Origin of the sequence: Enterobacter asburiae (assembly GCF_001521715.1) — a bacterium.
Classification (GTDB): Bacteria; Pseudomonadota; Gammaproteobacteria; order Enterobacterales; family Enterobacteriaceae; genus Enterobacter; species Enterobacter asburiae.
Window position 1 is genome coordinate 4,098,213 of record NZ_CP011863.1, and the last position, 22,421, is coordinate 4,120,633.

Consider the following 22,421-nt stretch of genomic DNA (forward strand, 5'->3'; position numbering starts at 1 on the left):
GACTATAGATATCAGGGAGTAAAGCTCGTGCTGGATAAACTGCGTTCACGTCTCGTACAATTTGGTCCATCAATGCTGAGCGTGCCGGTCAAGCTGGCGCCGTTCGCGCTTAAACGCCAGGTGCTGGAGCAGGTCCTGAGCTGGCAGTTCCGCCAGGCGCTGCAGGACGGCGAGCTGGAGTTCCTGGAAGGCCGCTGGTTAAGCATTGAGGTGCGTGACATCGGGCTGCGCTGGTTTACCTCCGTTGAGAATGACCAGCTGATCGTACGCGAATCCGCCGACGCGGATGTGAGCTTTAGCGCCAACGCCAGCGATCTGCTGATGATCGCCGCGCGTAAGCAGGATCCGGATACGCTCTTCTTCCAGCGCCGTCTGGTGATTGAAGGCGACACGGAGCTGGGCCTGTACGTTAAGAATTTAATGGATGCCATTGAGCTGGAGCAGATGCCGAAAGCGCTGCGCGTGATGTTAATGCAAATGGCAGATTTCGTTGAGGCCGGGCTGAAAACCCCGCCGGACGGTAAACACACTTCAGTAGGTGAGCCATGCTGATTCGAGTCGAAATTGGGATTGATGCGCCGGGGATCGATGCGTTGTTACGCCGCGCCTTTGCGAGCGATGCCGAAGCCCAACTGGTCCACGACCTTCGCGAAGACGGCCTGATTACGCTGGGGCTTGTTGCCACCGATGACGAAGGTCAGGTGGTGGGCTATGTTGCCTTCAGTCCGGTCATCGTTCAGGGCGAAGAGCTGCAGTGGGTTGGCATGGCGCCGCTGGCGGTAGATGAAAGCTATCGCGGGCAGGGGCTGGCACGCCAGCTGGTCTATGAAGGGCTGGATTCGCTCAATGAGTTCGGTTACGCGGCCGTTGTCACGCTGGGCGATCCGGCATTCTATGGCCGTTTAGGCTTTGAGCAGGCCGCGCATTACGATCTGCGCTGCCGCTGGCCGGGTACGGAATCCGCTTTCCAGGTCCATCGCCTGGCGGACGACGCGCTCAACGGCGTCAATGGCCTGGTCGAGTACCACGACCATTTCAATCGCTTTTAATCAGGCTCTCGCGTAGCGCCTCAAAGGAGTCGTCTCCGGTCACGAGGCGCTCTTTCTGGCGCTTCGTCAGCTGCTTGATGCGATATTCCAGCCTGAGCGCCAGCGATCGGTCGCCGACGGCCGCTGAGAAGGCGAGCTGTAATTCCCCTTTCCCCCGCAGCGCCTTTGCCCCTTTTCCCGTTTGATGTTGTAAAAAACGCCGCGCCACATCGGTGGTGATCCCGGTGTAGAGGGCGTTATCAGCGGTTCGGACAAGATAGAGAAACCAGCACACGGTATACAGATTCAGTATGTTAAGGTGAACGCACCATAGCATGAGAGAGAACGAAAATGGAAACACTGGCCGCCATTAACCGCTGGCTGGCAAAGCAGCATGTTGTCACCTGGTGCGTCTATGACGAGGGTGAGATGTGGTGCGCAAATGCGTTTTACTACTATGACCCTGAGCGCGTGGCTTTTTATGTCATGAGTGAAGACAAAACGCGTCATGCGCAGATGACCGGCCAGCAGGCAAAGGTCGCGGGCACGGTAAACGGCCAGCCGAAAACGGTCGCGCTGATCCGCGGCGTGCAGTTTAAAGGGGAGATCCGTCGTCTGGATGGTGAAGAGAGCGACGCGCGCCGTAAGCTCTACACGCGCCGCTTTCCCGTTGCCGCTGCGCTAAAAGCCCCGGTGTGGGAAATCCGCCTCGATGAGCTGAAATTTACCGACAACACCCTGGGCTTTGGCAAGAAGCTGCACTGGTTACGCGCCGAGCAGGCGTAGCGCTTCTCGGTTAAACGCCGGAAGATCGTCCGGGGTTCGGCTGGTGATCAGCTGGTCTTTGTCGTTGACCACCTCCTGATCGTAAAACTCGGCCCCCGCGTTTTTCAGATCGATAACGATCGGCTTCACGGCGGTGAGCTTACGCCCGCGGACCACTTCTGCGCTGATGAGCAGTTGCGGGCCGTGGCAGATGGCAAAGACCGGTTTGCCGGTAGAGACAAAGTCCCGGGTGAAGGTCACGAAGCGCTCGTCCCCGCGCAAGGAATCCGGGGAATGGCCGCCGGGTAACAGCAGGGCGTCAAAATCTGAGGGGCTAATGTTATCGATGGTCTCATCGATGGTTACGGTCGCCTCGCCCTTATGGCCTGTCACCGTTTTACCCGCCTCTTTCTCAATGGTGATGACCTCATGTCCCGCCTTGCGGAACGCCTCTGCTGGAGAGGTGAATTCTGAATCTTCAAACTCGTCGGTAATCAAGACTGCGATTTTCTTGCCCATGCTTCCTCCGTTGTTTTGGCTTCAGACTGATTTTTCTCCGCTTGTGGTAAATACTTACCTGTAACAGACTTCTAAGTGTGGTCGACGACGCTGAGTTCGCAAACGGACAATTCTGTAAAGGGGAAAAGATGAGTCAGGTATTGATTACAGGTGCTACCGGGTTAGTGGGCGATCATCTGCTGCGGCTGCTGATTCAGGATCGCCGCGTGAACTATATCGCCGCCCCGACGCGTCGACCGCTGGCGGACTTATCCGGCGTCTTTAATCCGCACGATCCTCAGCTGACCGACGCGCTGGCGCAGGTGCAGGATCCCATTGATATCGCCTTTTGCTGTCTGGGCACCACGCGGCGGGAGGCGGGCAGCAAAGAGGCATTTATCCACGCCGACTATACGCTGGTGGTGGATACCGCACTTACGGCGAAAAAGCTGGGGGCCAAACATTTTCTGGTGGTCAGCGCGCTGGGCGCCAGTGCCGGGTCGCCTTTCTTCTACAACAAGGTGAAGGGCAAGATGGAGGATGCGCTGATTGCGCAGAAATGGGAGCAGCTGACGATTGTGCGCCCCTCGATGCTGATCGGCCACCGGGACGAACGCCGGTTTAACGAGTCGATATTTGCCCCGCTGTTTCGCATTCTTCCCGGCAACTGGAAATCCATCGAGGCGCGGGACGTTGCGCGCGCGATGTTAAAAGAGGGGCTGGCCCCGTCGAAAGCGGGCGTCAACATTATCCCTTCGGCAAAACTGCGTGAAATCGCGCAGGGCGAGGCGTAAACTCCCCCGGCTAATAACCTAATACTCTCCGGGGAATGCTATGACTGGTCAGTCTTCATCTCAGGCGGCAACACCTGTTCAATGGTGGAAGCCCGCACTCTTCTTTCTCGTGGTCATTGTTGGCCTCTGGTACGTGAAATGGCAGCCGTACTACGGCAAAGCCTTCACCGCCGCCGAAACGCACAGCATCGGTAAATCTATTCTCGCGCAGGCTGATTCCAGCCCGCTGCAGGCGGCGTGGGACTACGCCATGGTCTACTTCCTTGCCGTCTGGAAAGCCGCCGTCTTAGGCGTGATCCTGGGGTCACTGATTCAGGTGCTTATCCCCCGCAACTGGCTGGTGAAAACGCTCGGGCAGCCGCGCTTTCAGGGCACGCTGCTGGGAACGATTTTCTCCCTGCCGGGCATGATGTGCTCCTGCTGTGCCGCGCCCGTGGCCGCAGGGATGCGCCGTCAGCGCGTGTCGATGGGCGGCGCGCTGGCGTTCTGGATGGGGAACCCGCTGCTCAACCCGGCAACGCTGGTGTTTATGGGCTTTGTGCTGGGCTGGCATTTCGCGTTCATCCGCCTGGTCGCCGGGCTGCTGACCGTGCTGGTGGTGGCGACGCTGGTGCAAAAACTGGTGAAGGATACTGCCGCAGAACCCGCAGCCGTTGAGCTGGACGTCAGCGAGCCGCAGGGTGGCTTCTTTGCGCGCTGGGGCAGGGCGCTATGGCAGCTTTTCTGGAGCACCATCCCGGTCTATATCCTGGCGGTACTGGCTCTGGGGGCGGCGCGCGTCTGGCTCTTCCCGCATGCGGATGGCGCTATCGACAACACGCTGATGTGGGTCATTGCGATGGCCGTTGCAGGCTGTCTGTTTGTGATCCCAACGGCGGCGGAGATCCCGATTGTTCAGACCATGATGCTGGCCGGTATGGGTACCGCACCGGCGCTGGCGCTGCTGATTACGCTGCCGGCGATCAGCCTGCCGTCGCTTATCATGCTGCGTAAGTCGTTCCCGGCGAAAGCGCTGTGGCTGACCGCAGGGCTGGTGGCGTTGAGCGGGGTGATGGTGGGCAGTATTGCGTTGATGTAAAAAAAGCCCGGTGGCGCTGGCGCTTACCGGGCCTACAAAAAAATCCCCTCAAGCGAGGGGATTTTTTTTATTTGATGTAAGTAAACGCGGTGGTGACGTGCTTCACGCCGCTCACCCGGCTGGCGATATCGGCCGCCGCTTTCCCTTCACGGTCGGTCACCAGACCCAGCAGGAACACTTCGCCGTTTTCAGTCGTCACTTTCACGTTGGAGGATTTCACCTGGTCCGAGCCCAGCAGCTGGGAACGCACTTTGGTGGTGATCCAGGTATCGGAAGAGGCGTCACCCAGGCCAATTGGTTTGCCCTGACGTACTTCGTTAAACACCTCTGTGGTCCCTTCGACGCCCATCGCAATCTGTTTCGCGCGAGAGGCGAGCTCCAGATTCGGCGCCTGGCCTGCCAGCAGCACTTTGCCCTGATAAGCCGTCACGTTGATACGCGCTTCTTTCTTGATTTGTTCGTCTTTCGACAGCGCACTGTTGACGCGCAGCTCCAGCGTACCGTCATCCACCTGTGTCCCCACGGTGCGTGGATCGGTTGCCGCTTTGGTGCCTACCGCGGCGGTACCCACAACGGCCGCAGCGATACATCCCTGAAGCAGTAATGCAGACATAAGGACTGCGAGGGTCGATAAAGCCTTCATAAGAACTCCTTAATCATCCTGGTGAGGGAAAAGCGTGTTATCGATCAAATCACATAAGCAGTTCACCGTGAGCATATGCATCTCCTGAATACGCGCGCTCCGGTGAGAAGGAATGCGGATTTCCACATCCTGCGGCCCAAGCAGACCCGCCAGCTCACCCCCGTCATAGCCGGTTAAGGCCACGATTGTCATGTCGCGGGTGACGGCGGCTTCAACGGCTTTGACAATATCCCGGCTATTGCCGCGCGTGGAGATGGCCAGCAGCACATCTCCGGCGTGACCCAGGGCTCGCACCTGCTTAGCGTAAATTTCGTCATGCAGACGATCGTTAGCAATCGCCGTTAAGACCACATTATCGGTATTAAGTGCAATGGCGGGTAAACTCGGGCGTTCTGTTTCAAAGCGATTGATCATGCTGGCAGCAAAATGCTGTGCGTTGGCGGCTGACGTGCCGTTGCCACAACAGAGGATTTTGTTGCCATTAAGCAGGGATTGCACCAGCGTCATTGCGGCACGCGAGATAGCATCCGGAAGGGCTTCCGCCGCGGCAATCTGAGTCTGGATGCTTTCTGTGAAGCACACTTTAATTCTTTCGAGCACGTTATCCCTTTTAAATCTTAATTATGCGTCTTCGCCAAAAGCGTTTTTAAGCCATTCGATCTCATTTCCGGTGAAGGCTATCACATCGAACCGGCAATCCACAGTATCAAAGCTCCCATTATGGCGGGCAAGCCACAAGTGGGCAGTCTGTAATAATTTATGTTGTTTGGCGAGCGTCACGCTGGCGGCAGCACCGCCAAAACGGGAGGACTGTCGAAAGCGGACTTCTACAAACACGATGACCTGACCGTCTTTCATGATCAGGTCGATTTCGCCGCCGCGCCCGCGGACGTTAGCGGCGATAAAGCGCAGTCCTTTGCCTTCAAGCCAGCGACGCGCCTTTAACTCCCACGCATCGCCGGTCTCTTTACGGCTTAACTGGCCGGGACGATTTGCCCCTGCTGGTATTTGAGCCATGATAACTTCCTGTTGATCACGCAGTCCTGAGTCGCGGTCAGATCGCCGGTGTTGCCGTTAAGCTCAAAGCCCGGCACCTGACGCATCTGGGTAAAGTGGTTCGCCAGCGCCCATGCATCGACACCCATCGCATACAGACGCGCCAGCGAATAATCGTTACGTACGGTACTCAGCGCCTGCTGCATCAGCGCCGGGTTGCTGCCTGCCAGCATCGGGATTTCGCTGTACTGCAGACCGTCCATTTCCAGACGGAAATCCGGGCCTGCGGTGCCCTGCGCGCTGCGCGAGCTGGCGTAGAGCGTTGCGCCGCTCTGGCTGCCGTTACGCATCGCGATCATCGGTTTGATAAAGGCGATCTCCTGCGGCGTGGCAACGATATAGGCCGCATCCACTTTACCGCCACCGCTAATCTGCGCGTCGGTAGGCGGGGCAGGGATCGTCAGGCCGCCAATCGTCACGCTCTGCTGCTGCGGCAGGCTCGCGGTGACAGGACTGCCGTTAAGCGCGATACCCGCTCCACCGTTTACACCCGCGCGCAGTTCAGAGACGGAACCGAATTTCTGCTGCAGCACCACGCCGCCGCCCAGCTTCTGCCACTCATCGGCAAAGGCATTGGCCACGCGATCGCCCAGCGCGCTGCGTGGGATGAGCAGCAGCGGAGCCTGCTTACCCTGCTCGTGAATATGGCGCGCCGCATCGCGGGCTTCATCTTCAGGGGAAAGCGCGAAGTAGCAAATATTGGCCCGGTTCTGAACCTGCTCAGGCTGGTTGAGCGCCAGCACGTTCAGCGTGGTATTGCTCTTCATCAGCTCTTCCACGTTGTTTTTCAGCAGCGGACCGACAACGATGCTCGCCCCGTCCTGTTGAACCTGCGCCAGAACCTGGTCAAGCGGCTGCGAGCTGGTGTCGTAAATTTTCAACTCAGCGCCCGGGTTGGCGCTGGCGGTTGCCACGGCCTGCGGCTGCGCAGCAGGTTGGGCTGCGGGTTGTGCAGGCTGCGGTTGAGGCTGTTGTGCTGTTGCGTCAGGCGCTGGCGCCGCTTGCGTCTCGGCCGGAGCCTGAGTAGCAGGTGCTGCCGCAGCCGGTGCAGCTGTAGCCGGAGGCGTCGTCGGAGCCGTCACCGGGTTTTGCATTGTACCCTGCGCCGGCGCTTGCGCCGTGGTCAGGTCGCTGGTCTCCGCTGCGGACGGGCTGACCACATCATTCACGTTAGCCGCCTGGGCCGCCTGCGCGGGAACCGCGCTGCCGGTTACCGACGTCGTGCCGTTTTTCGCGGCTTCAAAGCCCTGCTGAATGGTACGGCCAAACACCGCCGCCTGGCCGTTGAGCGGCAGAAGCAGCGCGATTTTGCTGGTGGACGCTGGCTTAAAGTTCTGCACGTTCACCAGCTGGGTTGGCAGCATTTTCGCACCCGGGTTTTGCGGGTAGCGCGTCTGCCAGTCCGTAATACCGGCTTTAAGCATCTTTGGATCGCTGCGGTTGTTAAACCACATCTGCTGCAGATCCAGCCAGCCCTGAAGGACGTTTTCATCGGCGTTGATGACCAGCGCCTGCGCCTGTTCCTGAGTCATTGAGGCAAGCGCTTGCCAGGTGGCATCGATATTTTTCTGCTTGTCGGCACCGCCGAGCAGCGGCTCTTGCGCGACGAGGGCGCGGAGCAGCGTCAGGGAAGGACGCCCCTGCTCTGCGGTAATGCCCGCCTGCCAGAAGCGAGCCTGCTGATTTTTATCCAGCGCGCTCACGTCAATATCCCCGAGGATCTTCTTCGCGGCGGCGTAATCTTTCAGCGCGACCTTCAGCTCGGCAGAGAGCAGGCTCTGCTCACGACGCTGGGCGTCGTTAAGATCTTTTGGCAACTGGTTAAACAGTTCGGCTGCCTGCTGGGTTTTACCCTCTTTCAGCAGTGCACGAATGGCGAGTAATTGCCAGTTGGTCTTGGTATCATTTGAACTCTGCGACATTTGTTGCAGATAAAAGCCAGAATCAGCCTGAGCAGAACCCTGAAGATGGGCGGTGCTCTGGTCAGGTGCCTGGGTGCCACAGCCTGCAAAGATCAGGGCTGCCAGCAGAAGCGGCACGCTGCGCGTGGCTTTTTTTCGAAGAAACGTTAACGGTACCATACTGTATCCAGTGATTTTTTTTACGCAATGCTCAATATTAAATCGGCAATACGGACGAAACAATGAAACAACACGAAACGGCAGATAATTCTCAAGGCCAGCTTTATATTGTACCTACTCCTATCGGGAATTTGTCTGATATTACCCAACGTGCGCTCACCGTACTGCAAGCTGTTGATTTAATTGCTGCTGAAGATACCCGCCACACCGGCCTGCTGCTGCAACATTTCGCGATTAACGCCCGTTTGTTTGCTCTGCACGATCACAATGAGCAACAAAAAGCCGAAACGCTGGTGGCGAAGCTGAAAGAGGGGCAGAACATTGCCCTGGTCTCCGACGCCGGTACGCCGCTAATCAACGATCCTGGCTATCACCTGGTGCGTACCTGTCGTGAAGCCGGTATTCGCGTTGTGCCGCTGCCGGGGCCGTGCGCTGCCATTGCTGCGCTGAGCGCCGCAGGTCTGCCGTCTGACCGTTTCTGCTATGAAGGCTTCCTGCCTGCCAAATCCAAAGGCCGCCGTGACGTGTTAAAAGATCTGGAAGCGGAACCGCGCACCCTGATCTTCTACGAATCCACGCACCGCCTGCTGGAGAGCCTGGAAGATATGGTGACCGTGTGGGGAGAAGCCCGCTACGTGGTGCTGGCGCGCGAGCTGACCAAAACCTGGGAAACCATTCACGGTGCCCCAGTGGGTGAACTGCTGGCGTGGGTGAAGGAAGACGAAAACCGCCGCAAGGGTGAAATGGTGCTGATTGTCGAAGGGCATAAGGCGCAGGAAGACGCGCTCCCTGCCGACGCGCTGCGCACGCTGGCGCTGCTGCAGGCGGAACTGCCGCTGAAGAAGGCCGCCGCGCTGGCGGCGGAAATTCACGGCGTGAAGAAAAATGCGCTGTATAAGCATGCGCTGGAGCAGCAGGGTGAGTAATCCCCTGCCGCCTGTTTTGCCGGGTGGCGGCTGCGCCTAACCCGGCCTGCAGATCTTTAAGTGCGTTTTAGTTAACTGGCACCGCCTCAAACACCAGCGTTTCCAGCGGCTGCAGCGTAATCACCACCGCGTTTTTATACTCCTCCGGTACGGTTGAATTACTGCCGTACACCGCTTTCAGACGAAACTGCGCCGCGTTCCCTGTCGGGATTTCGAAATCTTTTGTTAAATCCAGGTAGTAGCTTTGCGGCTTATCCGACGGGTTACGCAAGCTGAGAATCGCTTTGTCCTTGCTCCAGGATGCCCAGCCGTACACCTGCAGCGCGGTTGGATCGCCACCAACCCAGTGCGTATCCACCAGCACGCCGGCGTTTTCCCGCGACCACTTCGCGGCCCGCGCCAGGGTATCCCACTTCGCCTTATTCAGCATTGAAGGGGTGATATACAGCTCCTGCAGCTGGGTTCCGGTCGCGAAGTAGCTCCAGACCTGATCGGCAAAGTCGCTGTCCGTTTGCACTTTCTCCAGCCCGTAATAGGCGTTTTCCGCGCTGACGATCCCGTGGTACATCAGCGAGTTCAGCGGGAACAGCGGGCCTTTGCGAACAATGGAGCGGTACGTTTCCGCATCGCGGTAGGTCATCCACTGCTGCACCGGCGTGCCGGGGCCGTACAGGTTGATGTCATCGCCCTGGCGCCAGATGGAATCAGCGTAGAACAGCCAGGATGGGCTGGCGTTGGTACCTGTCGTCAGGTTGATAAACAGATTGGGGTTGGCGCTGCGCATGTTGTGCAGCAGAGCGATAGAGGCGTCAAAATCCGAGGCGAACGGGCTGCCCTTAATATGCGAATTGGCATTACCCATCCCGTCCAGCTTGAACGAGGTAATGTGCTCGTTTTTAATTAGCTTAACGATCTGCTCATTGAAGTTTTTAAAATAGTTTGGGCCTGACAGCGCCAGTTTCCCGTCTACCGTTTCGAAACCGTACTCTTTTGCATGCGAGACGCGAGTGTCGCGCGGTTTGTTATATCCACCCCACGGCGAGAGCCACAGTCCAACCGAGCTGTGCATGCTGTCGGCTTTTTCCCGAACTTTGCCAAAACCGTTGCTGAATGCCGGGCCAAACAGCCAGCGCCCGGTCAGGTCATCCCAGCCGTCGTCAAGCAGGAAGGCGTCCAGCGCCACGCCGCGCCCGGTGATAAATTCCTTATTCCATTCATCCATCCGCCCCAGCACGTCCTGCTCGGAATATGGGGTAAAGAAGCCGATATCCATCCAGCTGTTGTAGTGTAAATAAGGCTTATACGGACGCGGGCGGACGGCATCAATAAACTGGTTTACGCTGCGGCGCAGCTGGCTGTTCTCCGGGAAGGTGCCGAAGCAGGTGGTAAAGCTGACCGGCGACTCTGGCTGAATCGGCGTTTTCAGCTCTACGTTGAGATTGGTGGTCGCTTCATAGGCGTAAGTGTTAACGATAGGCTTGTCAGGCAGAATAAAGAACGAGTCTGCGACGATCGGCGAGCTGTTAATCGCCCCGTCTACGTAAGGTGCCTGAGCCTGCTTTTTGGTCGGGAAGAAGGTAATTTTCGCCACGTCTCGCGGCTGGCCAACGGCGGCAACGGTGTAGTCGATGCTGGCGTATTTCCCCTTCACCAGGTTCAGCTTCACCGTTACGTTAAAGTCCGGATGGGTGAAATCGATGACCAGGCCGCTGTCCTGCTTTTCGACATGCTTGATTTTAAAATCAGCGGTGTGGATTTTCGTCTCGTCCGGAAGCGTCAGAAAGAACAGCTCCTGCGGCGTGAGCGGATGGTTAGCTCTGATGTCCTTAACCACTACCGTTGAGTTTGCATCATCAAATGACAGGGCTATATTGTCGTTACCGAGCGCGTAATTCGCGGCCACCGCGCTATGGGAAACGCACAGGGCCAGCACTGAGAGTGCGAGGATTTTTTTCATCAGCGTAAGCTCCTTTTTAATCAGACTTCTGCCGGAAGCAGCAATCGGTTTGCCGATCCGCAAACGGCGATCTTGCTTCTGACCACCTCTTTCATGGCGTCCATGCCGACCCGCATATAGAAGCGCGGATCGTTGCCCTGCGGGTTTTCGGCAAACCAGGCCTTAACCGCGTCAGAGAAAGCAATTTTCAGCTCGGTCGCCACGTTGACTTTGCACACGCCCAGCTCGATGGTGCGGCGAACAAACTCATCAGGCACATCGCTCGCGCCGTGCAGCACCAGCGGCACGGTGACCACTTCGCGGATTTCTGCCAGCCGCTGGAAGTCGATTTTCGGGCGTTTGGTATACAGGCCGTGCGCGGTGCCGATGGCGACGGCAAGGCTGTCTACGCCGGTAAGTTCGACGAAGCGTTTCGCCTCCTGCGGATCGGTGAGGAATGCGCTTTCCGCGTCCACGCTCATGTCATCTTCCACGCCGCCCAAGCGGCCCAGCTCGGCCTCGACGCTGCAGTCGTTGAGGTGGCAGAAATCGACCACCGACTTCACCAGCTTCACGTTTTGTTCAAACGGGTAGTGACTGCCGTCGATCATCGCGCTGCGCACGCCCGCGTTGACCTTGCGGCGAATATCGTCCAGCGATTCGTGGTGATCGAGGTGCAGCGCCAGCGGCATGTCGTAGGTGTGGGAGTAGGCGCTGCACAGAGCGTAGATCTCTTCCAGCGCAATATGCTTAAAGGTGCCCGGCGTGCCCGCGAGGATCACCGGCGATCGCATTTCGCTGCACGCTTCGAGGATCGCCTGAATCGTCTCCGCGTTGTGGATGTTGAACGCAGGAACGGCGTAGCCTTTTGCCTGCGCGTCCTGCAGAAGATATTTCGTCGAGATAATACTCATAATCAGATCCTCTTAAGCCTGCCACGGATGAATAACGACGCCCTGCACCACGCGGTTGACCGTCCCGCTGGCGGATGGCGTATCGGGCGTAATGCCTGTGCTAAGCGACTGGGTGAGCGCAAAGACCTGGGCATACATCAGGAAGCAGAACGCCTGTTCCATATCGATAAACGGACGTGAAGGCGGCAGCAGAATGTGCGGACCCGCTTCAATGACCGGAGCGTTTTCAGCGGCGATGGCAATGACGCGCAGGGCCTGGCGATCGCGGCGCAGCTCGGCCAGCAGATCCAGATCGTACTGACGCGTATACGGATGGCTGGAGATAAACACCACCACCAGCGTTTCGCTATCGACCAGCGACTTTGGCCCGTGACGGAAGCCCGTTGGGGAGTCGTAAAATGCCGCCAGCTTGCCCGCCGTCAGCTCCAGCACCTTCAGCGCCGATTCGCGCGCCGCGCCCTGCAGGCCGCCGCTTCCCAGATACACGATCCGTTTCCACGGTTCGCTGCCAAAGACGCCGTGGCTGAAATCCCCGAGCGAGGCGAGGATCGCCTGGCAGCGATCGGCGACGTCGCGGAAGGTGTGGGTATTGATCGTTTCCGGGGCGAACACGGCCAGACAGCTCGCCATCATGGTGGTAATGCTGCTGGTCATCGCGAACCCGCGATCGTGCGTTTCGGCAGGCATCAGCAGGGCAAAGGCGTTATCGCTGACGACGGCGTTCTGGTACAGGCTGCCCGCCTCGTTGCAGGTAATCGACAGGTGGTAGCACTCCGGCACGAACTGGTTTGCCAGCTCGACGGCCGCGACGCTTTCCGGGCTGTTGCCGGAGCGGGCAAACGAAATCAGCAGCAGCGGATGCGCAGGGCTGAAGTAGTCCATCGGGTTCGTGACCAGATCGGTTGTCGGGACGGCAGTGAAGTTTTTCCCGGTGTGGCTTGAAAGCCATGGCGCAATGATATCACCGATAAAGGCGGACGTGCCCGCGCCGGTCAGGACGATCCGCAGGTCGTCCTTGCGCAGCAGCGGCGTCAGGAAACTGTCGATTGAAGCATGCAGGTTATCGATGTTGTTGAGCGAGCGGATCCAGCTGGCAGGCTGCTGGCGGATCTCTTCCTCGGTCCAGGTGCCGGTTGTGGCGGCGGTAGTGGTTTGTGGCATAACTCAGTCCTTAGTCGTGTGAATTCCACATCAGACGCTGGCAATCGTGTCGCTATCTTTCGTTTCGTTTCACTTGTTCACTTAAGCAGTTAAATAAAATCTATAGAAAAGAAATCGAAACTTCAATGAAAGAAAAGAAATAAAACGAAAAGTGTGATCGTGAAAGGAAAGGGGAAATTTAAGGAAAGGAAAAGAAAGGCCTTACGGTTTCAGGCCGTAAAGCCAAAAGGTGACACAATGAAAGGGCTAAAGGGGGAGAGCCTGGCCCTGAATCCAGATCCGCTGGAGGTGTAAACCCCCGTCCGGCGCAATGATATTGGCGCGTTTGCCCGGGGCTAAGGATCCAAGCTGACCGTCAACGCCCAGCAGCCGGGCAGGGTGCAGCGAGGCCATATGGATCGCCTCTTCGGCGGTTACGCCCGCATACTCCACCATATTCCTGACCGCGGCATCCAGCGACAGCGTGCTGCCCGCCAGCCCGCCGGAGCCGGTTCGAACCACGCCGTTTTGCATCGTGACCTCTTCGCCGCACAGGGTATACCGTCCGTCCGGCATACCTGCCGCCTGCATGGCATCGGTAATCAGCACCACGCGATCCTGCGCGCAGCCGCAGCATAAACGCATCGCCCCTGGATGCACGTGGTGGCCGTCGGCAATCAGCTCCAGCCACGCCCGTTTGTCCGTAAGCCCTGCGCCGACCATGCCTGGCTCTCTGTGGTGCAGCCCCGTCATGCCGTTGTAGCAGTGAACCAGCCCGTCGGCACCCGCATCAAACGCGGCAAGAGTTTGCCGGTAGGTGGCAGCGCCGTGGCCCAGCATGACGCGTATACCGCGCTGTTTAAGATGGCGAATCGCCTGCAGCGCGCCGGGTTTTTCCGGCGCGAGCGCCACCACCCGTAGCGTGCCCTGTGAAACGTCAGCCAGCCTGTCCAGCTCGGCGATATCCAGCTCCCGGAACAGCTCGGGCGGATGCGCCCCTTTGTTCTGGGGCGTAAAGTACGGTCCTTCCAGATAGCTGCCCAGAATCTGCGCGCCGGGTCCGCCGGACTGACTGCGCCTGGCGATACGCATCAGCGCGCTGTGGATGGCCTCCATCGGCGCGGTGACGGTGGTGGGCAGAAATGCACCCACCCCTTCACGCGCTTTATGCATTGCCAGAGTGTCCAGCACGTCGGGCGCATCATCCATGACGTCCACGCCCGCGCCGCCGTGGACGTGCGTATCGATATAGGCCGGGCAAAGCAGCTCCGCATCGCGCGTCGTAACGCCCGCCGGAATGGGTTCAATCGCCGCAACCGCGCCGCTTTCAATGCGTAGCTGGTGGTCGTCCAGCCAGCCCTGCTCGGTAAGGATCCGTCGCGCGCGCAGCAGCTGGCTCATATCCCTTCCTCAGCCGGAGCTTCCTCGCGACAGCGCCCCAGCTCGTCCACCAGGCTCGTCAGGCCGCGGTGTCCGCACTCCAGCGCCTGCAGACGAAACGCCTCGCTGCTTAATCCGTCTCGCTCCAGCACCATCTCCAGCAGCAGCTGCAGGTTGGTGCCGGTGATCACTTCGCTACCCGGCCTTTGCATCGCGAGCGTTGACGCCACGCGGAACGGCGTGCCGCCGAGCAGGTCGGTGAGAAACACAATATCGTGCTGCGCATCGAGTTCGTTCACCGCCTGCTCAAGCTGAGCGGTCAGCCGCGCGGTGGTGGAGGTTTCCGGAAAATCGATGGCGATAAACTGCGGCTGCTCGCCGAGGATCTGCTTCATCGCCTGCTCAAGCCCGCTGGCAAAACCGCCGTGACCCGTCAAAATAATGCCTAACATCGCAACCTCTTTGCTTTTACAGGAAGTGACAGAATTTACCGACAACGCCCAGCAGCACGGTGATACCGATTAGCCGCAGCGGGCTCCAGCCGCGGCGTACCAGCCAGAACATGGTCAGGGTGTAGACCAGCGGCAGGAACGCGGGCATCAGCTTGTCGATGACGTCGGCCTGCAGTTTGACGACCGCATCGCCCGCTTTGATTTCGAGCGTGGTATTGAGGCGGACGTAGGTTGCCACCAGCGCGCCGATCACCGTCATCCCGACGATAGACGCCGCGTGGCCGACCTTTTTGGTGTTGGCTTTAATCAGCGGAATGGCCGCGACGCCCATCCGGTAAGCGTAGTGCGCCAGGCCAAAGCGCAGGCCAAGGTGCACCACGTTAAACAGCACGATAAAGACCACCGCGCCCAGAATCGAACCCTGCAGCGCCAGGCTGGCGCCAATTCCGCCGCAGATGGGCAGCAGGGTTAGCCAGAACATGGCGTCGCCAATACCGCCGAGCGGCGCGCCGACGGCAATTTTTGTGCTCTGGATGCTGTTCACATCCTGCTTGGATCGCTCCATCGCCAGAATGATGCCGATAACAAAGGTCACCAGGAACGGGTGGGTGTTAAAGAAGCCCATATGGCCTTTCATCGCCCGCGCCAGGTCCCGCTTGTTGGTGTGGATCTTTTTCAACGCGGGCAGCAGCCCGTACAGCCAGCCGGAGGCCTGCATACGTTCGTAGTTAAACGAGGCCTGCAGCAGCATGGAACGCCAGGCCACGCGGTTTATATCCTTTTTCGTCAGCTCGGCACCGATGTTCTGGTCTTCGTAGACGTTTTCATTCACGCCGGTCAGCAGCGTCTCTTCGCTTTCAGACACGCCAGGCAGGGTGGTGTGGTTAGATGCCATCTTCGAATTCCTCTTTCTGAGCGGCGGGAGCCGTCGGTTCAGGTGATTTACGCATCAGGTCGATCAGCGCCATCGCCAGCGCGGCCGCCGCAATCGCCAGCACCGGAAGCTTGAGCCAGGCGGCGGCGACAAAACCGATAATGAAGTAAGGGATGTAGACGTTTTTCATCATGATCTTCAGCAGCACGGCGAAACCGATGGCTGGCATGATGCCGCCCGCGACGCCGAGGCCGTCAATCAGACGCGCTGGCAGGACGTCAATGGCGGTTTTCGCATGTTCCGCACCGAAGTAGATCGGCAGGAACGCGCACAGAAAATAGAAGATGCCGAGCGCCAGCAGCGCAAGATAGTTAACCCGTTCAATACCGTTTGTATCTGCATTAGCCGCCATGCGATCGCAGCGCGACATGACGCCGGACATCACCGAGAAGAGGAACGTAATCCCCATCTGAACCGCCACGGCAAACGGCACGGCGACGCCAACCGCGACTTCTGGCTTCACGCCGGTGCTGATGGCAAAGGCGGTGCCCACGATGGTGCCGATAATGACGTTAGGCGGCTGGGCACCGGCGAGCGGGGCCAGCCCCATCCAGACCAGCTCTAACGTCCCGCCGGTCAAAATGCCGGTGTGCAGATCGCCCAGAATCAGGCCGACCAGCGGCCCGAGTACCACCGGGCGGTGCATGTGCGTTAACCCGTTAAACATATTCAGACCGGCGATAAAGGCGAGTATGCCCAACCCAAGCGCCTGCAACAGACTGATTTCCATTGTGAATCCCTCAGAGCAGTTTAAAGAGATCCAAAGCAGTTTCTGTTGGAACGCCCTGAACGAAGCATTCCACACCGGCCGCTTTCAGGCCGTTGAACGCGGCGATATCGTTCGCGTCGACAGAGACCGTTTTGGCAATTTGTTGTTTGCCACTGGCGTAGTGCATATTTCCGACGTTAATACGGGTGATGGGTACGCCGCCCTCGACCAGCTTCAGAAAATCGGCGGGTGATTTGCAGACCAGCAGGATTTTCTGGCGGTCAGCGGCGCGGTGAATGTTGTCGATCACCTTTTGCAGCGACCAGAAGCGCACGGCGATCCCTTCCGCGAGCACCATTTCCATCAGGTTCTGTTGAACCGGATCCTCAGCGACCTCATCGTTAGCGACGAGCACCAGGTTTGCCCCCGCAAACCCCACCCACTGCACGCCCACCTGACCGTGGATCAGGCGTTCGTCGATGCGGCATAAGACAATGTTTGGCATAGCGTTTTCCTCTTTTTTAATTATGCGTCTTGAGTCGTTACGCCTTCGCAGGCGGCGTGGTACTGCTGGAGTATGTCCTGAATGTGGTCGATGATGAGTTCCCGTGGCGTTGACTTGAGAGCGCCCTCGCGAACTTTACTGTACTGCAGCGGCAGGTACTGGCTGATCAGCGGCAGGGGAACAGGCTCGTCTGCCAGGTTACGCACCAGCCGTGCAAAGGCGTCGTCAATCTGGCTGTCCGGCCAGTAGTAGCGCACGCGGTCAGAGTAGCTGTAGCCGCGCGCCAGGCGACGCGCGTTGCCGTCACCGTGGTAATGGCTTTGCCAGTATTCCGGGCGGTCGAGCATGACGTTTTCCAGCACGTGACGCAGGCCGGAGCTGGCTTTTGCCGGCAGCAGCTCCTCTTCAATGGCGGCCAGCGAGAACAGCGCCTCGCGCAGGGCGAAGGTCAGGGCGGGGCCAACTTTCAGAATGGCAAAGTGATCGTTAACCAGCTGGCGCAGCGCCTGCGGCGTCTGGTAGTCGGTGGAGTGCGCTTCAAACACCAGCGTGTCGTAGGCTTCAACCATTTTGCTCAGGGCAACGGCTTTCTGCGGCTGATAGTCGCAGACGTGCGCGTGGTCGAACTCCACGCCAGGCTGGACCACCAGGCCAATAATGCGCGGCCAGATGTCGCTCAAACCTTCCTTTTCGAACGCGTGACGATGCGCTTCAAGCGTGGCGCGGGCCGCGTCCGGCGTGGTGACGGCAAGTTCGGTGAGCGTCTCGTGCGCGCCACCGGGAACCGGCACTTCCGTGCCGATAACGTAGACCAGATCGGATTCACCAAACTGCTCGCGGCAGGTCGCTTCGGCAATCTTCGCCAGGCGTGCGGCGCGTCCGGCAACGATCGCGTCGGTCAAGGGAACCGGGTCGTCCTCGCAGGACATGCTGCAGTCCAGGTGGATCTTTTTGAATCCGGCAGAAACATAGCTTTTGATCAGATCGTCGGCATTTGCCATCGCCTGTTCCGCAGGGAGATTTTGCCAGCGGTTAGGGCCGAGATGATCGCCGCCGAGGATCAGCTGTGACGTCGGAAAACCGAGCGACTCGGCAAGCTTGCAGACAAATCCGTGAAAATCCGCAGGCGTCATGCCGGTATAGCCGCCAAACTGATCCACCTGGTTGGAGGTGGCCTCGATCAGCAGCGGCGACTGATGCGAATGCGCGTAACGAATGGCAGCTTCAAGTACCAGCGGATGTGCGGAACAGACGGCATAGATCCCGTTCGAATTCCCTCGTTTATGTTGTTCCACCATTTCTGTCAGATGTTTCACTTTCCTCTCCATTTCGGATGGTAATGATACTTGTCTTTCGTTTTGTTTCATTTAATCCTGCATCATGGTGATATAAAAATAAAACGAAAGATAATAGTTTTCCGATCTGTTTCACAAAAGAAACATAATGAAAGGTTTCAGCGCAGTGTTGGCTTGCGTCTGTACGTAAGGCGGGACTTGCATTCCCGAAAAAGAAAGGCCTTAATAGGCAAAACGAAATGAAACGAAAGACTATTTATTAAGGATCTCGTATGAGCAGCACCGATTCATCCGCGGAAAAGCGCATCACCGGCACCAGTGAAAGGCGAGAGCAGATCATTCAGCGGTTGCGGGCGCAGGGAAGCGTGCAGGTTAACGATCTGTCTCATCTGTACGGCGTATCGACGGTGACGATCCGCAACGATCTGGCGTTCCTGGAGAAGCAGGGCATCGCCGTTCGCGCTTACGGTGGGGCATTGATTTGCGAAGGCAACATGCCGGGCGCTGAGCCTTCCGTGGAGGATAAAAGCTCGCTGAATACGGCGGTGAAGCGCAGTATCGCGCAGGCCGCTGCCGCGCTGGTCAAACCCGGGCACCGTATTATTCTTGACTCCGGCACCACGACGTATGAAATCGCCCGCATGCTGCGCCAGCACACGGACGTGATTGCGATGACCAACGGGATGAACGTGGCGAATGCGTTGCTGGAAGCGGAAGGGGTGGAACTGCTGATGACCGGCGGGCATCTGCGCCGTCAGTCGCAATCTTTCTACGGTGACCAGGCAGAACAATCGCTACAGAATTACCATTTCGACCTGCTGTTCCTGGGCGTTGACGCCATCGATCTCGACCGCGGCGTAAGTACGCATAACGAAGACGAAGCCCGCCTGAACCGCAAAATGTGCGAGGTGGCGGAGCGCATTATCGTTGTCACGGACTCGAGTAAATTTAACCGCTCAAGCCTGCATAAAATCATTGATACACAAAGGATTGATATGATTATTGTCGATGAAGGCATTCCGGCGGAGAGCCTGGACGGGCTGCGGAAAAGCGGGATTGAGGTGGTGTTGGTTTAAGGGGCTTTTCACCTCTTCCTGTGGGCTGAGGGTTCCCCCCAAAATAATGCCAGCACGGACGACCCCCTCTCCCTGAGGGAGAGGGCTGGGGTGAGGGGGAACATACGGCTGTGGTGGTCATTCCGTTCACTTTATGTTCCTTGCTACTCTGTAACGACATGACCCGTGAACGTGCCATGGCGGCTCAGTCGCCGCCGCCCTGGCAACCCGGGCTCCCGGCGGTAAATCGCCGCTTCGCGGTGCCCTCGGCTTATTCCTTCCGGCTTGTCGGGTACGGGCGGAGGCAACGTCCCTGTAAAGCCCGCCCTCTCGGCGCATCCCTGCGCCTCGCCCCGGCCGGAAAGCAAACGCCTCAGCGATTTACAGCCGGACCAGGGCGTCGCTGCAAGTCATTCATTCTCCTGAAGCAACATTGATCGCTTCGGGTTGAGAAATTGCTGGGGCTCCCTCTCTCACAGGGAGAGAGGACCGTTTGGTGCGGTTGGGGATATGAATCACGTCACCGGTGCCGGGTTGAACACCGCCAGCTGATTATGTAATCCCCATTGATCCGAGAAGGTTTTCTTCCGCCCGCTGGCGACATCCAGAATGAAGTGGAACAGCTTCCAGCCCACGTCCTCAATGCTCTCTTCCCCGGTGGCGATGGTGCCCGCGTTGATGTCCATTAAGTCATACCAGCGGTTTGCCAGCTCGGTGCGGGTCGCCATCTTGATCACCGGCACCGCCATCAGGCCGTACGGCGTGCCGCGCCCGGTGGTAAAGACCTGTACCGTAATGCCGGACGCTACCTGCTGAGTACCGCAGACGAAATCGCTGGCCGGCGTTGCCGCGTAGATCAGGCCGCGCTTCGTTGGGCGCTGGCCCGGAGAGAGCACTTCCACAATCGCGCTCTGGCCGGATTTGGCAATCGATCCAAGCGCTTTTTCCACCACGTTGGCCAGGCCGCCTTTTTTGTTGCCCGGAGACGGGTTGGCGCTGCGGTCGGTTTTGCCCATATCGAGATAGCTATCGTACCAGGCCATTTCCTCGAGCAGGCGCTTGCCGACCTCTTCATTAACGGCGCGTGGCGTGAGTAGATGGATGGCGTCACGCACTTCGGTTACCTCGGAGAACATCACCGTGGCGCCGCAGCGCACAAGCAGATCGGATGCATAGCCCACCGCCGGGTTGGCCGTCACGCCGGAGAAGGCATCGCTGCCGCCGCACTGTGTTCCCACTACCAAATCAGACGCCGGGCAGGTTTCGCGCTGGCGCTTGTTGAGCTTGTCCAGATGGCGTTCAGCCACCTGCAGGATATCGTCGACCATTGAGCGGAAACCCACGTGGCGTTCGTCCTGCAGGCGCACGATGCTGGCCTCGTCTGCCGGAATGGCTTTGACATCTTCGGTGCCCTGCAGCAGGCGCTCTGGCTGCAATTTTTCACACCCCAGACCGATGACCATCACCTCGCCGCCAAAGTTCGGGTTCAGGGCGATATTATGGATGGTACGAATAGGCACCACGGCAGCGGGTGCGTTAATCGCCACGCCGCAGCCGTAGAGGTGGTTCAGGCCAACCACGCCGTCGACGTTCGGGTATTTCGGCAGCAGATCGCGTTCGATGATTTTCACCACGTAATCCACTACGCCCGCCACGCAGTGCACGCTGGTGGTAATGCCGAGCAGATTCTTGGTGCCGACGCTGCCGTCCGCGTTGCGGTAGCCTTCGAAGGTATAGCCCTCCAGCGGAGGAAGCGGTTCCGGCACGCGGGTCGCCAGCGGAAGCGTGTTTAGCGGCGGCGCTTCAGGCAGCGCCACCAGCGACTCCTCAACCCAACTACCCTGTGGTATAGAGCGAACGGCATAGCCGATGACTTCACCGTAACGTACGATTTCGCTATTAGCAGGGATATCCACCAGGGCGACCTTATGTCCCTGCGGAATATGCTCAATCAGTTCCAGCCCGTCCGGGAAGCGGGTGCCCGCTTTTAAGCCATTGTCGTTGACAATAATCGCCACATTATCGGTGTCGTGGACTTTTATATAAAACGCCGTCGGCGATGCCTGTCGAATTTCAATGTCGGCCATTGTTCAGTATTCTCCAGCAAAGTGTCTGATAATAAATTCAGCCAATTTTCAAATGGTAGAAATAAATACGCGGCTTTCAGAAATAAAGCATGTCAGCATAGGGGATATGAAAATGTGATCTCGATCGCTCCAGAACCAGTAATGCCTGATTCTGTGCATTAGCGCCCAGCGCCTTGTGCATATGCAAAAAAATTTATCGAAGTGTAACGCAATACTTGAGCATTAAAACAATGTGCGGTCATGGATTGCGTCTTATACTGAATGACGATTTTATAACGCCAAAATACGTCAGAATAATAAATATAATGCTGGTGCGGTGTCTGATTAAATAAAATGATGCTGATATAGGCTGCGGAATTAAAAAGGTAAATACGATGAGTAACGATATCTTCCCGAATAAATTTAAAGCGGCCCTCGCGGCACACCAGATTCAGATTGGCTGCTGGTCCGCGCTGGCAAACCCTATCAGCACCGAAGTGCTGGGCCTGGCCGGTTTTGACTGGCTGGTGCTGGACGGCGAACATGCGCCGAACGATATCAGCACCTTTATTCCGCAGCTGATGGCGCTGAAAGGCAGTCCCAGTGCCCCGGTAGTGCGCGTGCCAACTAACGAGCCGGTAATTATCAAGCGCCTGCTGGATATCGGTTTCTACAACTTTCTGATCCCGTTTGTGGAGACGGAAGAACAAGCGGCCCTGGCCGTAGCTTCAACGCGCTATCCGCCTGAAGGGATCCGCGGCGTTTCCGTTTCGCATCGCGCCAATATGTTTGGCACCGTGCCGGACTACTTCGCGCAGTCCAATAACAACATCACCATTCTGGTTCAGATCGAGAGCCAGCAGGGCGTTGATAACGTTGACGCGATTGCAGCCACAAACGGCGTGGACGGTATCTTCGTCGGCCCGAGCGATCTGGCGGCCGCCTTTGGCCATCTGGGTAACGCCAGCCATCCTGACGTGCAGCGCGCGATCCAGCACATCTTTGCCCGCGCTAAAGCTCACGGCAAACCGTGCGGCATTCTGGCGCCGGTTGAGGCTGACGCCCGTCGCTATCTGGAGTGGGGAGCCACGTTTGTTGCCGTCGGCAGCGACCTCGGCGTATTCCGCGCAGCCACGCAGAAATTAGCCGACGCTTTTAAAAAATAA

At 58.1% G+C, this 22,421-nt stretch carries 24 protein-coding genes; 8 read left to right on the top strand and 16 right to left on the bottom strand.

Annotation, left to right across the window (positions count from 1 at the left end):
* The first annotated feature begins 27 nt into the window (after positions 1-27).
* Together ubiT and ACJ69_RS19845 are read left to right on the top strand one after the other, a co-directional pair.
* On the top strand, positions 28-552 hold the full coding sequence (gene ubiT, locus ACJ69_RS19840; protein WP_029739636.1) for a ubiquinone anaerobic biosynthesis accessory factor UbiT: 525 nt from the start codon (positions 28-30) through the stop codon (positions 550-552).
* A complete protein-coding gene (locus ACJ69_RS19845) occupies positions 546-1,049 on the top strand; it encodes a GNAT family N-acetyltransferase (protein ID WP_023309324.1) in 504 nt (167 codons plus the stop codon). The genes ubiT and ACJ69_RS19845 overlap by 7 nt, the downstream gene beginning before the upstream one ends.
* Here the strand turns inward: ACJ69_RS19845 and ACJ69_RS19850 are convergent.
* Positions 1,036-1,365: a GIY-YIG nuclease family protein gene (locus ACJ69_RS19850; RefSeq protein ID WP_052194014.1), complete on the bottom strand. Its 330-nt coding sequence runs from the start codon at positions 1,363-1,365 to the stop codon at positions 1,036-1,038. The genes ACJ69_RS19845 and ACJ69_RS19850 overlap by 14 nt on opposite strands.
* Before the next feature lie 14 nt (positions 1,366-1,379).
* Here ACJ69_RS19850 and ACJ69_RS19855 point away from each other — a divergent pair, with 14 nt between their 5' ends.
* Positions 1,380-1,814 carry a YhbP family protein gene (locus tag ACJ69_RS19855; protein ID WP_023309322.1) on the top strand — a complete coding sequence of 145 codons (435 nt, stop codon included), beginning with the start codon at positions 1,380-1,382 and terminating at the stop codon, positions 1,812-1,814.
* Here the strand turns inward: ACJ69_RS19855 and ACJ69_RS19860 are convergent.
* On the bottom strand, positions 1,794-2,312 hold the full coding sequence (locus ACJ69_RS19860) for a type 1 glutamine amidotransferase domain-containing protein (RefSeq protein ID WP_059347580.1): 519 nt from the start codon (positions 2,310-2,312) through the stop codon (positions 1,794-1,796). The genes ACJ69_RS19855 and ACJ69_RS19860 overlap by 21 nt on opposite strands.
* A gap of 128 nt (positions 2,313-2,440) precedes the next feature.
* On the opposite strand from ACJ69_RS19860, the gene ACJ69_RS19865 reads away from it, so the two are divergent.
* Both ACJ69_RS19865 and ACJ69_RS19870 read left to right on the top strand, forming a co-directional pair.
* A complete protein-coding gene (locus ACJ69_RS19865) occupies positions 2,441-3,085 on the top strand; it encodes an NAD(P)H-binding protein (protein WP_033146736.1) in 645 nt (214 codons plus the stop codon).
* A gap of 40 nt (positions 3,086-3,125) precedes the next feature.
* Positions 3,126-4,163, top strand: a complete 1,038-nt coding sequence (locus tag ACJ69_RS19870) for a permease (RefSeq protein WP_059347581.1) — start codon at positions 3,126-3,128, stop codon at positions 4,161-4,163.
* 67 nt (positions 4,164-4,230) lie between these two features.
* Here the strand turns inward: ACJ69_RS19870 and dolP are convergent, their stop codons facing one another.
* The 4 genes from dolP to ACJ69_RS19890 are packed head-to-tail and all read right to left on the bottom strand — an operon-like array spanning position 4,231 to position 7,943.
* Positions 4,231-4,806, bottom strand: a complete 576-nt coding sequence (dolP, locus tag ACJ69_RS19875) for a division/outer membrane stress-associated lipid-binding lipoprotein (protein WP_029739641.1) — start codon at positions 4,804-4,806, stop codon at positions 4,231-4,233.
* Between the two features lie 9 nt (positions 4,807-4,815).
* The gene (diaA, locus tag ACJ69_RS25365; protein WP_003861754.1) at positions 4,816-5,406 is read right to left on the bottom strand and encodes a DnaA initiator-associating protein DiaA; all 591 of its coding nucleotides are present in this window, start codon (positions 5,404-5,406) and stop codon (positions 4,816-4,818) included.
* Between the two features lie 21 nt (positions 5,407-5,427).
* Positions 5,428-5,823 carry a YraN family protein gene (locus tag ACJ69_RS25370; protein WP_028014533.1) on the bottom strand — a complete coding sequence of 132 codons (396 nt, stop codon included), beginning with the start codon at positions 5,821-5,823 and terminating at the stop codon, positions 5,428-5,430.
* Positions 5,781-7,943 (bottom strand): penicillin-binding protein activator, encoded by a 2,163-nt coding sequence (locus tag ACJ69_RS19890; protein ID WP_059347583.1) that lies wholly within the window; start codon positions 7,941-7,943, stop codon positions 5,781-5,783. Before ACJ69_RS19890 ends, ACJ69_RS25370 begins: the two co-directional genes overlap by 43 nt.
* A 62-nt stretch (positions 7,944-8,005) precedes the next feature.
* Between ACJ69_RS19890 and rsmI the strand changes: the two genes are divergently transcribed.
* Positions 8,006-8,869 (top strand): 16S rRNA (cytidine(1402)-2'-O)-methyltransferase, encoded by an 864-nt coding sequence (rsmI, locus tag ACJ69_RS19895; protein ID WP_023309315.1) that lies wholly within the window; start codon positions 8,006-8,008, stop codon positions 8,867-8,869.
* Positions 8,870-8,936: 67 nt separating this feature from the next.
* Here the strand turns inward: rsmI and ACJ69_RS19900 are convergent, their stop codons facing one another.
* From ACJ69_RS19900 to kbaZ, 9 genes are all read right to left on the bottom strand, one after another.
* Positions 8,937-10,826 carry an alpha-galactosidase gene (locus ACJ69_RS19900; RefSeq protein WP_059347584.1) on the bottom strand — a complete coding sequence of 630 codons (1,890 nt, stop codon included), beginning with the start codon at positions 10,824-10,826 and terminating at the stop codon, positions 8,937-8,939.
* A 20-nt stretch (positions 10,827-10,846) separates the two neighbouring features.
* Positions 10,847-11,719 (bottom strand): tagatose-bisphosphate aldolase subunit KbaY, encoded by an 873-nt coding sequence (kbaY, locus tag ACJ69_RS19905; RefSeq protein ID WP_059347586.1) that lies wholly within the window; start codon positions 11,717-11,719, stop codon positions 10,847-10,849.
* A 12-nt stretch (positions 11,720-11,731) separates the two neighbouring features.
* Entirely contained in the window at positions 11,732-12,880 is a 1,149-nt protein-coding gene (locus ACJ69_RS19910) for an SIS domain-containing protein (RefSeq protein ID WP_054830053.1), read from the bottom strand.
* Positions 12,881-13,126: 246 nt separating this feature from the next.
* Positions 13,127-14,260 carry an N-acetylglucosamine-6-phosphate deacetylase gene (gene nagA, locus ACJ69_RS19915; protein ID WP_059347588.1) on the bottom strand — a complete coding sequence of 378 codons (1,134 nt, stop codon included), beginning with the start codon at positions 14,258-14,260 and terminating at the stop codon, positions 13,127-13,129.
* The gene (gene agaF, locus ACJ69_RS19920; protein ID WP_029739648.1) at positions 14,257-14,691 is read right to left on the bottom strand and encodes a PTS galactosamine/N-acetylgalactosamine transporter subunit IIA; all 435 of its coding nucleotides are present in this window, start codon (positions 14,689-14,691) and stop codon (positions 14,257-14,259) included. Before agaF ends, nagA begins: the two co-directional genes overlap by 4 nt.
* Positions 14,692-14,707: 16 nt before the next feature.
* Entirely contained in the window at positions 14,708-15,586 is an 879-nt protein-coding gene (agaE, locus tag ACJ69_RS19925; RefSeq protein ID WP_045355422.1) for a PTS N-acetylgalactosamine transporter subunit IID, read from the bottom strand.
* Complete coding sequence (gene agaW, locus ACJ69_RS19930) at positions 15,576-16,355, bottom strand: PTS N-acetylgalactosamine transporter subunit IIC (protein WP_054830054.1); 780 nt, start codon at positions 16,353-16,355, stop codon at positions 15,576-15,578. Before agaW ends, agaE begins: the two co-directional genes overlap by 11 nt.
* A gap of 10 nt (positions 16,356-16,365) precedes the next feature.
* Positions 16,366-16,839, bottom strand: coding sequence for a PTS N-acetylgalactosamine transporter subunit IIB (agaV, locus tag ACJ69_RS19935; RefSeq protein ID WP_023333561.1), 474 nt, complete (start codon positions 16,837-16,839; stop codon positions 16,366-16,368).
* A 20-nt stretch (positions 16,840-16,859) separates the two neighbouring features.
* Positions 16,860-18,155, bottom strand: coding sequence for a tagatose-bisphosphate aldolase subunit KbaZ (gene kbaZ / locus ACJ69_RS19940; protein WP_232248629.1), 1,296 nt, complete (start codon positions 18,153-18,155; stop codon positions 16,860-16,862).
* A 251-nt stretch (positions 18,156-18,406) separates the two neighbouring features.
* Here kbaZ and ACJ69_RS19945 point away from each other — a divergent pair, with 251 nt between their 5' ends.
* The gene (locus ACJ69_RS19945) at positions 18,407-19,210 is read left to right on the top strand and encodes a DeoR family transcriptional regulator (protein ID WP_023309305.1); all 804 of its coding nucleotides are present in this window, start codon (positions 18,407-18,409) and stop codon (positions 19,208-19,210) included.
* Between the two features lie 494 nt (positions 19,211-19,704).
* Here the strand turns inward: ACJ69_RS19945 and garD are convergent, their stop codons facing one another.
* On the bottom strand, positions 19,705-21,276 hold the full coding sequence (garD, locus tag ACJ69_RS19950) for a galactarate dehydratase (RefSeq protein ID WP_045888054.1): 1,572 nt from the start codon (positions 21,274-21,276) through the stop codon (positions 19,705-19,707).
* A gap of 374 nt (positions 21,277-21,650) precedes the next feature.
* Between garD and garL the strand changes: the two genes are divergently transcribed.
* Positions 21,651-22,421, top strand: coding sequence for a 2-dehydro-3-deoxyglucarate aldolase (garL, locus tag ACJ69_RS19955; protein WP_059347592.1), 771 nt, complete (start codon positions 21,651-21,653; stop codon positions 22,419-22,421).

What these genes read in the sequence shown, in the direction of transcription:
- ACJ69_RS19845 (WP_023309324.1), top strand. Translation starts at nt 546, where the DNA reads ATGCTGATTCGAGTCGAAATTGGGATTGATGCGCCGGGGATCGATGCG.
- ACJ69_RS19850 (WP_052194014.1), bottom strand. Translation starts at nt 1,365, where the DNA reads ATGCTATGGTGCGTTCACCTTAACATACTGAATCTGTATACCGTGTGC.
- ACJ69_RS19855 (WP_023309322.1), top strand. Translation starts at nt 1,380, where the DNA reads ATGGAAACACTGGCCGCCATTAACCGCTGGCTGGCAAAGCAGCATGTT.
- ACJ69_RS19860 (WP_059347580.1), bottom strand. Translation starts at nt 2,312, where the DNA reads ATGGGCAAGAAAATCGCAGTCTTGATTACCGACGAGTTTGAAGATTCA.
- ACJ69_RS19865 (WP_033146736.1), top strand. Translation starts at nt 2,441, where the DNA reads ATGAGTCAGGTATTGATTACAGGTGCTACCGGGTTAGTGGGCGATCAT.
- ACJ69_RS19870 (WP_059347581.1), top strand. Translation starts at nt 3,126, where the DNA reads ATGACTGGTCAGTCTTCATCTCAGGCGGCAACACCTGTTCAATGGTGG.
- dolP (WP_029739641.1), bottom strand. Translation starts at nt 4,806, where the DNA reads ATGAAGGCTTTATCGACCCTCGCAGTCCTTATGTCTGCATTACTGCTT.
- ACJ69_RS25370 (WP_028014533.1), bottom strand. Translation starts at nt 5,823, where the DNA reads ATGGCTCAAATACCAGCAGGGGCAAATCGTCCCGGCCAGTTAAGCCGT.
- ACJ69_RS19890 (WP_059347583.1), bottom strand. Translation starts at nt 7,943, where the DNA reads ATGGTACCGTTAACGTTTCTTCGAAAAAAAGCCACGCGCAGCGTGCCG.
- rsmI (WP_023309315.1), top strand. Translation starts at nt 8,006, where the DNA reads ATGAAACAACACGAAACGGCAGATAATTCTCAAGGCCAGCTTTATATT.
- ACJ69_RS19900 (WP_059347584.1), bottom strand. Translation starts at nt 10,826, where the DNA reads ATGAAAAAAATCCTCGCACTCTCAGTGCTGGCCCTGTGCGTTTCCCAT.
- kbaY (WP_059347586.1), bottom strand. Translation starts at nt 11,719, where the DNA reads ATGAGTATTATCTCGACGAAATATCTTCTGCAGGACGCGCAGGCAAAA.
- ACJ69_RS19910 (WP_054830053.1), bottom strand. Translation starts at nt 12,880, where the DNA reads ATGCCACAAACCACTACCGCCGCCACAACCGGCACCTGGACCGAGGAA.
- nagA (WP_059347588.1), bottom strand. Translation starts at nt 14,260, where the DNA reads ATGAGCCAGCTGCTGCGCGCGCGACGGATCCTTACCGAGCAGGGCTGG.
- agaF (WP_029739648.1), bottom strand. Translation starts at nt 14,691, where the DNA reads ATGTTAGGCATTATTTTGACGGGTCACGGCGGTTTTGCCAGCGGGCTT.
- agaE (WP_045355422.1), bottom strand. Translation starts at nt 15,586, where the DNA reads ATGGCATCTAACCACACCACCCTGCCTGGCGTGTCTGAAAGCGAAGAG.
- agaW (WP_054830054.1), bottom strand. Translation starts at nt 16,355, where the DNA reads ATGGAAATCAGTCTGTTGCAGGCGCTTGGGTTGGGCATACTCGCCTTT.
- agaV (WP_023333561.1), bottom strand. Translation starts at nt 16,839, where the DNA reads ATGCCAAACATTGTCTTATGCCGCATCGACGAACGCCTGATCCACGGT.
- ACJ69_RS19945 (WP_023309305.1), top strand. Translation starts at nt 18,407, where the DNA reads ATGAGCAGCACCGATTCATCCGCGGAAAAGCGCATCACCGGCACCAGT.
- garD (WP_045888054.1), bottom strand. Translation starts at nt 21,276, where the DNA reads ATGGCCGACATTGAAATTCGACAGGCATCGCCGACGGCGTTTTATATA.
- garL (WP_059347592.1), top strand. Translation starts at nt 21,651, where the DNA reads ATGAGTAACGATATCTTCCCGAATAAATTTAAAGCGGCCCTCGCGGCA.